Here is a 13,381-nt window from a genome sequence, read left to right as displayed (position 1 = left end):
GGCGTGAGCAGTGGCTTCGACTGGTGCCGGCCCGAGGCGGGCGCGTCAGTTCTGGATGGAGAACGTCGCGACGACACCGTTGTGGTCGGACCTGGTGCCACCGACGATGTCGTAATCGGTCATCCAGATGACCTGGTGATCGGGCAGCCGCTTCCAGAAGTAGACGTAGTCGATGTGCCGGTTGCCGTGCGTTCCGGTGCCCTTCTCGCCGTAGAGGTTGTAGTTGGAGCGCAGATTCGGCAGCTCGTTGGCCTCGAAGACCTGCCACGGGAACTTCGCGTACCCGTAGCTCCGGTCGGCGCTGAAGTCGACGTTGAGGTCACCGCTCACGATGACCTGGCCCTCGTCCTGCTTGTCGACCGCCAGGTCCTTGAGGCCTTGGAACTGCGCCTCGGCGCACCTGGTGCGCGGCAGGTCCTCGGGCCGGCCCGCGTTTTCGATGCTGGCCACCGCGTGGGCGTTGATGTGGGTCACGTTGCGGCCGCTGGCCCTGTGCCGGTACTTGACCCAGTTGTTGTAGCGCGCGGGAGGAACCTCGCCCGGACCGTTGGTGTCGCAGACGAAACTCGACCCCTTGTCGACCACGTCGAACATGCTCTTCCTGGCGATCAACGCTTCGCCGGCCTGGTTGGTCCCGCCCGGCGCGTACCACCACCAGCCGTTGTCGGCGGCCCAGCTCTCCAGGAACGCCTTGCGGGCACCGACCTCGTTGAGACCGACGAGGTCCGCCCTGGACGCGATCAGGTTCAGGTCGTACACGAAGTCGGCCTGGCTCAGCCCGTAGTAGATGTTCAGCGTCGCCGTCTTGAAGCCCGCGCTGGCGGCAGTCGCCGGGGCCGCCGGCAGCAGGGCCGCCACCAGCACGACCGCGCCCGCGAGAGCGCCCAGTGCGCGGGCCTGCCAGTCCGTTGTCCTGCGCATCGACGTCCCTCCACCCGAACCGCCGCCGGTCGCGGCCAACGAACCCTATCGATTCGAGTCGACGCGAGGCCGAACATCCGGTGACGAAGCATGGACAGACCTGGGTCGACCGGTGCGGGCGTGACCGGCTCTCCCAGTGGCGGTGGTGCTGCTACCCGAAGGTGAGGCCGTCGGACCGGACGCGCCCGAGCTCGGAGAACGCCTGGCAGCCGGCGAGCAGGCGGGCGCCGTCGAAGAGATTCTGGGCTGCGGGCGGGGGTCAGGTCGGACGACGACCGGCCGTGCTCGACCAGGCACGAATTATCATTGCGCCATGGACGACACCACCCGCGGCGTACGAATCAGACGCGGTGGCCCGCCCGACGCCCCCGCGATACTGGACATGCTCGACGCCGCGGTGGCCTGGATGAATGATCGCGGGAACACCGAGCAGTGGGGCACGACCCCGTTCTCCGCGAAGCGCGGAGGGGCCGAACTGGTCGACCGGTACCTGACCGAGAACCTCCCCTACCTCGCGGAGGTGGACGGGACGCCGGCCGCAGCCCTGGTGTTGGACTCCGGTCCCGATCGGCGGGCACCGATCGCGCCTGCGGACGAACCCGAGCGCTACGTCCGCCTCCTGGTCACCGACCGACGATTCGCCGGCCGGAATCTCGGGTCGGCCCTGCTGGCCCACGCCGTGCAGGAAACCCGGCGGGCCGGCGTGCGGTTGCTACGCGTCGACTGCTGGGCGGGCGGCGGTGGCGAGTTGGTGGCGTACTACGAACGCCACGGGTTCACTCCCGCCGAAACCTTCCTGGCTGGATCCTGGCCGGGGCAGGTACTGGCCCAGCGGGTCGGCTGAGCCGCGCCGCTCCGTCAGTTGTGCGACCGCCGAGAACGCCGGACGAGGTTTGCAGCGCACCCGGATCAGGAGTCGGGACGGCATTGGCCCACGGGACAGGAAGAACAGCGGCACGTGCCACAGGCCCCACGCGGCTCCCAGCACCAGGGTGGTCCCCATCCGGCTGTAGGACTGCCTCAGGCGTGGCTGTACGTACCCCGCCAGCCGAACTCCTCCGCCACTGGCCCTGCGAGCAGCGTGTAGGCCAGCGCGATGAGCGGTCCGCCCACACCGGCGACTACCGAACCCGCGTGATGCGGGATCGCCGACAGGTCGTTCAGGTTCATCAGGACCGCCGCACCCACCGGGGCGACCCCGCCCAGCAGTACCGCCACCACTGACGTGCCAACCGACCATCGCGTGCGGGGGCCCGGACGTCTTTCCCCGCGGCGCCGCAACTACAGGATCAGCGCCGCCAGGGACGGCAGCCCAAAACCTCCAGCAGCCGCCGGCGGACCAGGCCGCGTTCGGCGGGCAGATGGCGCGTCAGCGCGAATTCGTCCGCCACCCCGAACGTTCGATTCCTCAGGCGGTGGCCAACCGGACCAGGAACTGGCAGCCCTCCGGGGTGTTGCGCACCTCGACCCGACCTCCGTGCGCCTCCACCAGGCCGTGGACGATGGCCAGGCCGAGCCCCCCGGACGCCCCGCCGTCGCCGGCGCGGGGCGTGCGGGCCGGTTCGCCACGGAACGCGATGTCGAACAGGCGGGGCAGGTCGGCCGGGGGGATGCCGCCGCAGGTGTCGGCGACCGACAGCCAGGCGTGGTCCTCCTCGTGGCCGGCCTCGATGCGTACGGTGCCGTCCTCCGGGGTGTAGCGGACGGCGTTGAGCAGCAGGTTGGCCACGACCCGGGCCAGCTCCGGTTCGCTCGCGGCAACCGTCGGCCACCCCGACTCGCTGGCGATCAGCTTGATCCGCCGGGCCTCGGCCAGCGGGATGGTGCTGGCCAGCGCGTCGGAGACCACCTCGCCGAGCGGCACCGCCCGCAACGACAACCGCAGCGCTCCCGCGTTGATCCGGGACAGCTCGAACAGATCGTCGACGAGTCGGGTCATCCGGTCGGTCTCCAGCCGGATGCGCCTGTGGTACTCGTCGACGGTGTCCGGATCACGGACCACCCGGTCCTCCAGCGCCTCCGCCATGGCCCGCAGCCCGGCGAGCGGGGTACGCAGGTCGTGGGAGACCCAGGCGACCAGGTCGCGCCGGCCCTTCTCCAGTCGTCGTTCCCGCTCCCGGGCCTGGTCGCGCCAGACCGCGGCGCGGGCCAGTCGACGGCCGAAGTGCCCACCGACGGCGAGGCTGACCACCGCCGCCGCCGCGACGGTGATCAGGACCACCTCAAGGTCGTGTGCGGAGAGGAACATCGCCTCCGCGACCGCCATCACCCCGACGACGACGGCGACCACGGTGGTGGTGAGCAGCACATTGAGGTGCACGGTGATCGAGCTGCGCCGCAGCGCGCGGAGCAGCACCGCGCCGGCGAGCCCGATGCCCACTGCCGCGCCGAGGGCGATCGCGAAGATCAGCAGCAGGTCACGCATGGGCCGGCTCGTACCGGTAGCCGACGCCCCAGACGGTCACGATCCGCCGCGGATCGGCCGGGTTCGCCTCGATCTTCTCGCGCAGCCGACGGACGTGCACCGTCACCGTCGAGTGGTCCCCGAAGTTCCAGCCCCAGACCTGTTCGAGGAGTTCGGCTCGGCTGAACACCCGGGACGGATGCCGCATGAGGTAGACGAGCAGGTCGAATTCGCGCAGCGTCAACGCCAGGTCGGTGCCGGCGAGGCGGGCGGTGCGGGAGGTCGTCTGCACCACCAGGCTGCCGTCGGTGAGCGCCTCCGACCGCTCGGGTGGCGGCCCGCCACCGGCGCGACGGAGCACCGAACGGACCCGCAGCACCAGCTCCCGGGGGGAGAAGGGCTTGGTCAGGTAGTCGTCCGCGCCGAGCTGCAACCCGAGGATCCGGTCCGACTCGTCGCCGCGCGCGGTGAGCATGATGATCGGTACGCCGTCCGGCCGGGCCCGCAGCTCCCGGCAGACCTGGAGGCCGTTGATCTTGGGCAGCATCAGGTCGAGCACGACCAGATCCGGTGCCTGCCGAGCCACCGCCGCCAGTGCCATCGCCCCGTCCCCGGCGTGGCTCACCTGGAAGCCGTCGTGTTCGAGGTAGCGGCAGATGACGTCACTGACGGTCTGGTCGTCGTCGACCACCAGCACCCGCTGTGTCACGAACGCCCCCCGTCCCGGCTCGTCGGCCCCGGCGTGTCCATCCGCCCAGCGTAGCCAGGCACCGGGCACCGACCGCGCCGGCGAGACCTAACGAGGTTCTTACGGCTGCGCCCAGCACGCGGCGCCGGCATCCCCGGGGTCCTACGGTGACCGGAATGCGGATACTTGTCACAGGCGCTGCCGGGTTCATCGGCTCCCACGTCGCCGACCTGCTCGGCGCGGACGGGCACGAGGTGGTGGCCGTCGACGCGCTCGTGCCGGAGGCGCACGGCCCGACGCCGCCGCCCTGGGCGCGGCACGATCTGGTGGTCGGCGACGTCCGCGACGGCGAGCTGCTGACCAGGCTGCTGACCGGGGTCGACGCGGTCTGCCACCAGGCGGCCATGGTCGGCCACGGCGTCGACCCGGCCGATGCCCCCCGGTACGCCGCGCACAACGACCTCGGCACGGCCACCCTTCTCGCGGCGATGCACGCCACCGGGGTACGCCGGCTCGTGCTGGCCAGCTCGATGGTGGTCTACGGCGAGGGCCGTTACCACTGCCCCGCGCACGGGGTCGTCCGGCCGGTCGGCCGCCGCGCCGCCGACCTCGCCGAGGGTCGGTACGAGCCGATCTGCCCCCGCTGCGGCAAGACGCTCTCCCCCGGGCTCGTGCCCGAGGACGCGCCGCTGGAGCCGCACAGCACGTACGCCGCCACCAAGCTGGCCCAGGAACACCTCGCCGGGGCCTGGGCCCGGCAGACCGGCGGCTCGGTCTGGGCGCTGCGTTACCACAATGTCTACGGACCACGGATGCCCCGCGACACCCCGTACGCCGGGGTGGCGTCGATCTTCCGGTCGGCCCTGGCCGCCGGCCAACCGCCCCGGGTCCTGGAGGACGGCCGGCAACGGCGCGACTTCGTCCACGTGACAGACGTCGCCGCGGCCAACCTGCTGGCCCTGACGACACCGGCACCGGACCCGCTGGTCCCGGTCAACGTCTGCTCGGGCGAACCGCACACCGTCGGTGAGCTGGCCCACGAGCTGGCCTCGGCGATGGGCGGGCCGATGCCGGTCACCGTCGGGGGCGGGCGGGCGGCGGACGTACGGCACGTCGTGGCCGATCCGGCCCGCGCGACCCGGCTGCTCGGCTTCACCGCCCGGGTCGGCTTCGCCGCTGGCGTCGCCGACTTCACCACCGCGGTGATGCGGAAGCCGGCAGCGCTCACGACACCGTCCACAGTAGGTGGTTGACGGCGAGCGCCGTGGCGGCCTGGGCGGCCAGCCACCACCGTCGGTGACCGGTGGGCAGGTGCGCGGTGGCGACCAGCAACCAGACGGTGAACGGTAGCCAGATCCGCTCCACCTCGGCCTTGCTGAGCCCGGACAGGTCCGCCGCGAGCACGGCCGCCGCTGCCGCGAGGGGCAACCACACTGTGGGGCCGGCGCTGACGATCCGCTGCCGCAGGGGCGTCGGGTGCGGTGCGCGGACCGCCACGGCGGCCACCGCCCGTCGCAGCGCCGGCCCGACCACCGGCCCGGCCGAGAGCAGCAGGGCGGCGAGGTTCGCCCAGATCCAGTAGCCGTACGGGCGGTCCGCCGCCCAGCCCTGGTAGTAGCGACGGGACACCAGGTGGTAGCCGTCCAGCCACCAGAAACCGGAGAGGGTGAACGCGGCCACGACCGCCGCGACCGCCGTCGCCGCGGCCACGAGCACGCCGAGGCGATCCCGCGCCCGCAGCAGCACCACTGTCAACGCGAGCAGCCCGACCAGGACGAACCCGTACGACAGGTAGAGCGCGAAGCCGAGCAGCAGCCCGCCGAGCACGGCCCGGGGTCGGCCACCCACCGCCAGCAGCGCCAGCCCGGCGGCGACCACCGCGGCGAAGATGCCGTCCGCCGACGCACCCACCCAGACCGCCCCCGGAAAGAGGACCAGGAACGGCCACACCGCCCGAGCCGCGTCCTCGGCGCCCAGCGCGCGCAACGTCACCGGGACCGACACCGAGACCGTGGCGCCGAGCAGCACACAGGCGAGTCCGGCAGCGGTGCCGCCGCCCAGGCCGATCCGCTCCAACCAGACGAAGAACAGCAACGCTCCCGGTGGGTGACCGGCGGTGTGGGTGGACCACGAACCGGGCTGGAAGTCGACGATCCGCTCGGCGAAGCCGGACAGCATGGCGCCGACATCCGTCACCCCCGGCACCTCGTACAGGTACTCGGCCTGCACGGTGAGCCGCTCGGTCAAGCCTGCGGACCAGCCGTCCACCAGTGCCAGCGACAGCGTCCAGAGCACCGCGGCGAGGTAGCCGACGACGAGCAGCCGCGGCCACCGCGTGTCGGTCGCCCAGCGCGTGCCCCGCCACACGAACAGCGCCGCGACGACAAGCGCGGCGGGAGTGCCGAGGCCCACATGGGGTTGCCAGGAGGCGTAGATCGGGGCGGCGTCCGCGTAGAGCCGCACGCCCCGGTGGTTGAGCAACGCGCCGACGACGACGGCGACGGCGAGCAGGGCCACCTCGGCGCCGAGGACGATCAGATCGGCGGACCGGGGTCGTCCCGGCCGGGTCATCATGGTCATGGTGACGGCCGACGATACGACCTTTGACCAGGGATCCGACAGCCACGCGACGGGACGTCAGGGACTCGTAAGATCCCCTGCCGCGTAAGCGATTCGTAAGGAGGAACAGCGGTCCGGACGCCCGGTGGCGGGCCTAGCGTCGCCGGTATGCACACAACGATCGACGTGGTGTTGCCGTGTCTGGACGAGGCGGCCGCACTGCCTGCCGTACTGAGCGGGCTGCCGCCCGGCTACCGCGCCATCGTGGTCGACAACGGCTCCACCGACGGTTCGCCGGCCGTCGCGGCCGAGTACGGGGCCCGGGTCGTCCACGAGCCGAAGCGCGGGTACGGCGCGGCCGTACACACCGGCCTGCTGGCGGCGGACGCGGAGCTGGTCTGCGTCCTCGACGCGGACGGCTCGTTCGATCCGGGCGAGTTGCCCAGGCTCGTCGCGGCGCTGCTCGACGGTGGGGCGGATCTCGCCGTCGGACGGCGTCGACCGGTGTCGGCGGAGGCGTGGCCGTGGCATGCCCGTGCCGGGAACGCGCTCGTCGCCGCGCTGCTGCGTCGTCGTGGTGTGCCGGTGTACGACATCAGCCCCATCCGGGTGGCCCGGCACGCGGCGCTGCTGGGCCTCGGCGTCCAGGACCGCGCGTTCGGCTACCCCCTGGAGTTGCTGCTCCGCGCGGCCGAGGCGGGCTGGCGGATCGTCGAACTGGACGTCGCGTACGCGCCCCGGGCCGCCGGCACCACGTCGAAGGTCTCCGGGTCGGTCCGGGGCACGGTGCGGGCGACCCGGGACTTCGCCGGAGTGCTGCGCGCCGGCGTCGGCGGTGGCCGGTGAACGTCCTGCTCCTGGTCGCGAAGGCGCCGGTCGCGGGGCTGGCCAAGACACGCCTCTGCCCTCCGGCCAACCCCCGGCAGGCGGCCCGGATCGCGGCGGCGGCGCTGTTGGACACCCTCGCGGCGGTACGCGCCACCGCGTCGACGATTCCCGTGCTGGCCCACACCGGCCGGTTCGCCGACGCCGAGTACGCCGCCGAGCTGACCGCCGAGCTGGCGGGGTGGCACCTGCTCGCCCAGCGCGGCGACACGTTCGCCGACCGGCTCGCGAACGCGCACGCCGACGCCGGCGCGGCCTTCCCCGGCCGACCGGTGCTCCAGATCGGCATGGACACGCCGCAGATCCGGCCGGCGCTGCTCACCACCGCCCTGGACCTGCTCGCCGAACACCCGGCGGTGCTCGGGCCGGCGCTCGACGGCGGCTGGTGGGCACTCGGGTTACGCGACCCGGCGTACGCCGACGCGTTGCGCGACGTTCCCATGTCGACGGACGACACCGGTCGCCGTACCCTCGCCGCCCTGCACGGGCGCGGCATCCGCCCGGCGACCCTGCCGGTGCAGCGGGACGTCGACGACTGGACCGCCGCGACGGCGGTCGCGGCGGACCTGCCCGGCACCCGGTTCGCGGCTGCCGTCGCGTCGGTGGGTGGCCAACTGGTGAACGGGCAGCCCCGGTGACCTCGACGATAAGTCTCGACGGTTTCGCCGTGGTGCTGGGCGGACTCGACCGGCGGCCGGCCGACCAGGACACCTCCGGTACGTCTGTCGCACCGCTGCCTCCGGCCCAGCCCAACCACTGGTTGGTGCACGGCGACGGGCGGCGTGACCTGCTGCCGGTACGGCGCTGGCACGGCCCGCCCGAACCGGTGATCGAGTCCGTCGCCGCGCGCTGCGACGGACCCACGATCGACCTCGGTTGCGGCCCCGGCCGCCTCACCGTGGCGCTGGCCCAGCGTGGCCTCGTCGCGTTGGGGGTGGACATCTCCGCCGAGGCGGTACGGCTGACCCAGGGCCGGGGTGTGGTGGCCCTGCGCCGCGACGTCTTCGAACCACTGCCCGGCGAGGGGAGGTGGGCACACGCCCTGCTGGTCGACGGCAACATCGGCATCGGCGGCGACCCGGTCCGGCTGCTGCGCCGGTGCGGCACCCTGATCGCGGCCGACGGCACCCTGGTGGTCGAGGTGGAGCCTCCGGGCGCCGGGCTCTGGCAGGGGCAGGCGTACGTCCTGTCCGGGTCGTCCGGCCAGGGGGAACGGCAGGGACCGCCGTTTCGCTGGGCGCGGGTCGGGGCCGAGGCGGTGACCGCCACCGCCGCCGCCGCCGGTCTGCGGGTCGCCGACACGTTGCGGTTCGGTTCACGCTGGTTCGCCGAGTTGGTGCGCTCGTGATCCGCCGGCCCCGCGTCCCCGTCCCCGAGGACTTCACCGCGCCGACGCACTCGCCGCTCGTCGCCGCCCGGCTCGGCCGCTGGCTCGGGGTGGCGTTCGCGCTGTGCTTCGTCACCGGTCTGCTCAGCCACTACATCCAGCACCCGCCGGGCTGGTTCACCTGGCCGACCCGACCGGTCAACCTCTACCGGGTCACCCAGGGCGTCCACGTGCTCGCCGGCGTCGCGGCGATCCCGTTGCTGCTGGCCAAACTGTGGAGCGTCTATCCCCGGCTGTTCGTCCGTCCGCCCCTGCGCCGGCCGATCCGGCTGTCCGTGCACGCCCTCGAACGGATCTCCATCCTCCTCCTGGTCTGCGCCGCGTTCTTCGAACTGGTCACCGGCCTGTTCAACGCCGCCCAGTCGTACCCGTGGGGGTTCTTCTTCCCGGCGGCGCACTACGCGGTCGCCTGGCTGGTGGTGGGCGCGTTGCTGCTGCACGTCGCGGTGAAGCTCCCGGTCGTCCGCACGGCGCTGGGCACACCGCTGCGGGCCGGCGCCGGTGGGCGGGACGACCGGGACGCGTCCGGACGGCGCGCGTTCCTGCGTACCTCGGCGGGTGTCGCCGGCATCGCCGTGCTGGCCACCGCCGGGGTCACAGTGCCGTGGCTGCGGCGGGTGTCCCCGCTGGCGTGGCGGTCCGCGTCCGGCCCGCAGGGCGTGCCGGTCAACCGGACGGCCGCCGCCGCGCACATCGCCGTCCCACCAGACTGGCGGCTGGAGATCGTCTGGCCGGGCGGCCGGTACGCGCTGTCCCTGGCCGACCTGGCGGCCCTGCCGCAGCGTACGGCGGAACTGCCGATCGCCTGCGTCGAGGGCTGGAGCTTCTCCGCCCACTGGACCGGCGTGCCCGTCGTCCAGTTGCTGCGCCACGCCGGCGCACCGACCGGCCGACCGGTTCGCGTCACCTCACTGGAGACCGACGGCCTGTACGCGGCGAGCACACTCCCCGCCGCCCACGCCCGCGACCCGCTGACCCTGCTGGCGCTGCGGATCAACAGCGAGGAACTGTCCCCGGACCACGGTTACCCCTGCCGCCTCATCGCCCCGAGCCGGCCGGGCGTCCTCCAGACCAAGTGGGTGGCCCGGCTGGAGGTGCTGCGGTGAGAACCGTCCGGCTGCTCCTGCTCGTGCTCGGTGCCGCCGCGGCGGCGTACGGCGGTTGGCTGCTCCTGCCCCAGCTCGACACCGCCCTGCCCTGGCTTCTCGGCGGCCCGGTGCTGCACGACCTCCTGGTGGCACCGCTGGTCGGGCTGGTCGGGTTGGCGCTGGGCCGGCTGGTGCCCGACCGGCGACGCCTGGCCTGGATCACCGCCGGTCTGCTGGCCAGCGCCACGTTGCTGCTGCTCGCGGTGCCACTGCTGTGGCGACCGGCCTCGGCGCCTCCGAACCCCGGCCTACCGGACCGCGACTACCCGTTGGGGCTCACTGTCGGTCTGGTCGCCGTCTGGGCCGTCGTCGTGCTCGCGCTTGTCGTCGCCACAGTCGTCGGCCGGCGCGGCGCGGACCGTTCCTGAGTCGACAGCACCCGTCTCCGAGGAGAACGCACACATGTCAGAAGGTAACGCCCGCCCGCCGATCGGCGTGATCGGCGGGTCCGGTTTCTACGAGTTCCTCGACGACGTCACCGAGGTCGCTGTCGACACACCGTACGGGCCGCCGAGCGACTCGCTGTCGGTCGGGAACGTCGCCGGGCGGCCGGTGGTGTTCCTGCCCCGGCACGGACGTCGACACACCCTCCCCCCGCACCGCATCAACTACCGGGCCAACCTGTGGGCGCTGCGGGCCGCGGGGGTCCGTCAGGTGCTCGCGCCAGGCGCGGTGGGCGGGCTGCGACCGGATCTGGGCCCCGGCACTCTCGTCGTACCGGACCAACTTGTCGACCGGACCAACGGCCGCGAGCAGACCTACTACGACGGACGGCGACGCGCGGACGGGCAACTCCCCGGGGTGGTCCACGTGCCGTTCGCCGACCCCTACTGTCCGGTCGGACGCGCCACGGTCCTCGACGCCGCCCGCGCCGCCGACTGGCGACCTGTCGACGGCGGCACCATGGTCGTCATCGAGGGCCCCCGCTTCTCCACCCGTGCCGAATCACGCTGGTACGGCCAGGCGGGCTGGTCGGTCGTCGGCATGACCGGCCACCCCGAGGCGGTGCTGGCCCGCGAACTGGCACTGTGTTACACCGCCCTGTCGCTGGTGACCGACCTCGACTCGGGCGTCGAGGTCGGGCACGGCGTGACCCAGCAGGAGGTGTTCACGGTCTTCGCCCGAAGCATCGACCGCCTGCGTCTCCTGCTCGGCGACACGGTCCGGGCGCTGCCACCGGACCAGGCGGGCTGCCCGTGCGGCAAGGCTCTGTTCGGCACGGACACCGGCATCACGCTGCCCTGACGTCCGGGGCGGGGGCGGCGACAGGGCCGCGCCGACGGCGGCCGTCGTAAGGGTTCCGAAAGGGTTCGCGACCGGATCGACGGCTGCCGCGGCCGTACGCTGCGGTGGTGGGAAAACCGATCTTCCGGTCGCCGGTAACCTGGGCCGCTCTCGTCTCCGCCGTCGTCGTGGCGGCCCTGGCCCTCTTCTGGTTTCAGCCGTGGAAGCTGTTCACCGACACCTACGTCGACGAGGCGATCCCGGGCGCGGGGACGACGTCGGCCGTCCCCGCGCCGACCTCCGCGACCCCTGCCCCCGCGACCCCGACCGTCCCGACCCTGGCCCCCGCGACCCCGGCCCCGGCGTCGAAGGCCGCACCGGCTAACGAGATCCTGGCCGCCGGGACGTTCGTCACCCACGAGCACCAGACGACCGGCAGTGCCGAGATCCACCGGCTCGCCAACGGGCGCCACCGGCTCGTCCTGCGCGACCTGAAGACGTCGAACGGGCCGGATCTGCGGGTGTGGCTGACCGACCAACCGGTCATCCGGGGCACTGCCGGCTGGCGCGTGTTCGACGACGGCGAGTGGGTCGAGCTGGCACGCCTCAAGGGCAACAAGGGCAACCAGGTGTACGACCTACCGGCCTCGGTGGACCCCGGCGACTTCCGGAGCGTCTCCATCTGGTGCAAGCGATTCTCGGTCTCCTTCGGCGCGGCCGACCTCAAGACCACCTGACCCGGTCCACCCCACCCCATCCATGGGCAGCTCCACAGCCCGACTCCAGGCCGCAGCACCACCCCGCACCTATTCGCTTTAAGGTGAACCGGCCGGCGGAGCTGAGACGCAACCTGATCTACGTGATCATCGCTGAGGCCACGAACATGGGGCTGACCGCGCTGGCCGAGTCGTGCGGTGTCTCGTATGACGTGCTCGCCTGGACGGCCGAGTGGTACTTCCGGCCGGAGACCCTGGAGGCGTCGAACGCGGCGATCGTGAACTACCACCACCGGCTGCCGCTGACGAGAGCGTTCGGACCGGGCACATTGTCCAGCTCGGATGGGCAGAGGTTCCCGACCAAGGGCAAGTCCATCACGGCGCGGGTGCGATCCGGGCCGGAAGACTTCGGCCTCCGCATATCCGGCGCGGCCGGGGCGTGCCAGCCGGGCCGGTGGCCTGCCGGCGCGGTATGTGGCTTGGTCAATCGGAAGCAGGCTCGGTTTGGCCGGCCGCAGCCATGATCGCGTGCCAGCGTGTGGCATCGAAGATCAGCGCAATCGATTCGATCCGGTCGTCCCGCAGCCGGAAGTGTTCGGCGGTGCGTTGGGTGCCGACCGGAGTGGCAGTGTGCACGTCGTAGACGAGAGTGGCCTCGGACTCGCCGTACAGCTCGCTAATCATGTCGATGCCGGTGACCACCTGGAGGAACCCGGGGAGCCCGGCCAGGTGGCCAGTGGCATCGTCGGACCTGATCAGCGGGCTCTGGAACGTGAACGTGCCGGCGAGCTGGGCGGCTGCGGCGGCTACGTCCCCGCCGAACCTCGCCTGGTGGTACGCCTGGACGGTTTGCCGGGTGCGAGCGGTCGCGCTGGTCATCAGGTTTGTTCCTCCAGATAGCGGGTCAGTTGCTGCTGGTTTTCCGTGACGCGAAGGCAGAGGTGTCGCAGCAGCGTCGTCTCGGCGGGGGTGAATCCTCGGAAGAGGGCCGCCATGGCGGCCTGGGTGGGCTGGCGGAACTCGTCGAGCCAGGCCATTCCCGAGGGTGCGATCCGGACGAACACGGACCGCCGGTCGTGCGGGGCAGGGATCCGTGCGGCCAACCCGCCGGCTTCCAGCGTGTCCACCAGGCCGGTCACGTTCCTGGAACTCACCCCTGTGGAGCGAGCCAGGTCCTTGATGCTGATGCCGTCCTCGTTCTCGCTGAGGCGGATCAGAATGTCCAGCGCGCCCGGACTCAGCCCACGGTTGCCCGTTGCCCGCGACTGTAGCCGTTCGAGGCCGCGGGCGGCGGCACGGAGGGCGGCGGCGGTTTCCAGCGCCCCGGTGTCATCGCCGCGCGTGAACCGCGCCAGCGCCGCCCGGATCCGTGGGTCGAACAGCAGGTTGTCCGGACCTCGGGTGAGCCCCTCACCACTGTCGTCTACATCCTTCATAGTGAAGCAGTAC

16 protein-coding genes and 1 pseudogene are annotated in these 13,381 nt (G+C 72.3%); 10 read left to right on the top strand and 7 right to left on the bottom strand.

All coding sequences use genetic code 11. The features are described 5' to 3' along the window. Positions 1-45: 45 nt before the first annotated feature. On the bottom strand, positions 46-921 hold the full coding sequence (locus AB0A95_RS10895; protein ID WP_357555486.1) for an endonuclease/exonuclease/phosphatase family protein: 876 nt from the start codon (positions 919-921) through the stop codon (positions 46-48). A gap of 313 nt (positions 922-1,234) precedes the next feature. On the opposite strand from AB0A95_RS10895, the gene AB0A95_RS10890 reads away from it, so the two are divergent. Next, positions 1,235-1,765, top strand: a complete 531-nt coding sequence (locus AB0A95_RS10890; RefSeq protein WP_357555485.1) for a GNAT family N-acetyltransferase — start codon at positions 1,235-1,237, stop codon at positions 1,763-1,765. A gap of 176 nt (positions 1,766-1,941) precedes the next feature. Here the strand turns inward: AB0A95_RS10890 and AB0A95_RS10885 are convergent, their stop codons facing one another. The 3 genes from AB0A95_RS10885 to AB0A95_RS10875 form a co-directional block, all read right to left on the bottom strand. Beyond that, a complete protein-coding gene (locus tag AB0A95_RS10885; protein ID WP_357555484.1) occupies positions 1,942-2,139 on the bottom strand; it encodes a hypothetical protein in 198 nt (65 codons plus the stop codon). 190 nt (positions 2,140-2,329) lie between these two features. Beyond that, on the bottom strand, positions 2,330-3,346 hold the full coding sequence (locus AB0A95_RS10880) for an ATP-binding protein (protein WP_357555483.1): 1,017 nt from the start codon (positions 3,344-3,346) through the stop codon (positions 2,330-2,332). Next, the gene (locus AB0A95_RS10875) at positions 3,339-4,034 is read right to left on the bottom strand and encodes a response regulator transcription factor (RefSeq protein WP_357555482.1); all 696 of its coding nucleotides are present in this window, start codon (positions 4,032-4,034) and stop codon (positions 3,339-3,341) included. Before AB0A95_RS10875 ends, AB0A95_RS10880 begins: the two co-directional genes overlap by 8 nt. Positions 4,035-4,189: 155 nt before the next feature. On the opposite strand from AB0A95_RS10875, the gene AB0A95_RS10870 reads away from it, so the two are divergent. Beyond that, on the top strand, positions 4,190-5,266 hold the full coding sequence (locus tag AB0A95_RS10870; RefSeq protein ID WP_357555481.1) for an NAD-dependent epimerase/dehydratase family protein: 1,077 nt from the start codon (positions 4,190-4,192) through the stop codon (positions 5,264-5,266). On the opposite strand, the gene AB0A95_RS10865 is transcribed toward AB0A95_RS10870, so the two are convergent. After that, positions 5,238-6,593, bottom strand: coding sequence for a hypothetical protein (locus AB0A95_RS10865; RefSeq protein ID WP_357555480.1), 1,356 nt, complete (start codon positions 6,591-6,593; stop codon positions 5,238-5,240). The two genes, AB0A95_RS10870 and AB0A95_RS10865, sit on opposite strands and share 29 nt — an antisense overlap. Positions 6,594-6,740: 147 nt before the next feature. On the opposite strand from AB0A95_RS10865, the gene AB0A95_RS10860 reads away from it, so the two are divergent. The 8 genes and pseudogenes from AB0A95_RS10860 to AB0A95_RS10825 all read left to right on the top strand — a co-directional run. Further along, positions 6,741-7,418: a glycosyltransferase family 2 protein gene (locus AB0A95_RS10860; protein WP_357555479.1), complete on the top strand. Its 678-nt coding sequence runs from the start codon at positions 6,741-6,743 to the stop codon at positions 7,416-7,418. Beyond that, positions 7,415-8,095: a DUF2064 domain-containing protein gene (locus tag AB0A95_RS10855; protein ID WP_357555478.1), complete on the top strand. Its 681-nt coding sequence runs from the start codon at positions 7,415-7,417 to the stop codon at positions 8,093-8,095. The genes AB0A95_RS10860 and AB0A95_RS10855 overlap by 4 nt, the downstream gene beginning before the upstream one ends. After that, entirely contained in the window at positions 8,092-8,805 is a 714-nt protein-coding gene (locus AB0A95_RS10850; protein WP_357555477.1) for a class I SAM-dependent methyltransferase, read from the top strand. The genes AB0A95_RS10855 and AB0A95_RS10850 overlap by 4 nt, the downstream gene beginning before the upstream one ends. Then, positions 8,802-9,950, top strand: a complete 1,149-nt coding sequence (locus tag AB0A95_RS10845; protein WP_357555476.1) for a molybdopterin-dependent oxidoreductase — start codon at positions 8,802-8,804, stop codon at positions 9,948-9,950. Before AB0A95_RS10850 ends, AB0A95_RS10845 begins: the two co-directional genes overlap by 4 nt. Further along, positions 9,947-10,360, top strand: a complete 414-nt coding sequence (locus tag AB0A95_RS10840; RefSeq protein WP_357555475.1) for a hypothetical protein — start codon at positions 9,947-9,949, stop codon at positions 10,358-10,360. The genes AB0A95_RS10845 and AB0A95_RS10840 overlap by 4 nt, the downstream gene beginning before the upstream one ends. 34 nt (positions 10,361-10,394) lie before the next feature. Beyond that, complete coding sequence (locus AB0A95_RS10835) at positions 10,395-11,237, top strand: S-methyl-5'-thioadenosine phosphorylase (RefSeq protein WP_357555474.1); 843 nt, start codon at positions 10,395-10,397, stop codon at positions 11,235-11,237. A 107-nt stretch (positions 11,238-11,344) separates the two neighbouring features. After that, positions 11,345-11,953 (top strand): DM13 domain-containing protein, encoded by a 609-nt coding sequence (locus tag AB0A95_RS10830; RefSeq protein WP_357555473.1) that lies wholly within the window; start codon positions 11,345-11,347, stop codon positions 11,951-11,953. Between the two features lie 80 nt (positions 11,954-12,033). Further along, positions 12,034-12,318: pseudogene (locus tag AB0A95_RS10825) on the top strand (Tn3 family transposase); the annotation flags it as partial. A 97-nt stretch (positions 12,319-12,415) separates the two neighbouring features. Here AB0A95_RS10825 and AB0A95_RS10820 read toward each other — a convergent pair. Continuing rightward, complete coding sequence (locus AB0A95_RS10820; protein ID WP_357555472.1) at positions 12,416-12,811, bottom strand: hypothetical protein; 396 nt, start codon at positions 12,809-12,811, stop codon at positions 12,416-12,418. Beyond that, positions 12,811-13,368, bottom strand: coding sequence for a MarR family transcriptional regulator (locus AB0A95_RS10815; RefSeq protein ID WP_357555471.1), 558 nt, complete (start codon positions 13,366-13,368; stop codon positions 12,811-12,813). The genes AB0A95_RS10820 and AB0A95_RS10815 overlap by 1 nt, the downstream gene beginning before the upstream one ends. Positions 13,369-13,381 lie beyond the last annotated feature (13 nt).

Source organism: Micromonospora sp. NPDC049230 (assembly GCF_040647875.1).
Lineage (GTDB): Bacteria > Actinomycetota > Actinomycetes > Mycobacteriales > Micromonosporaceae > Micromonospora.
The sequence above is the reverse complement of the archived record's forward strand: the minus strand, read 5'-3'. Positions and strand labels throughout refer to the sequence as shown.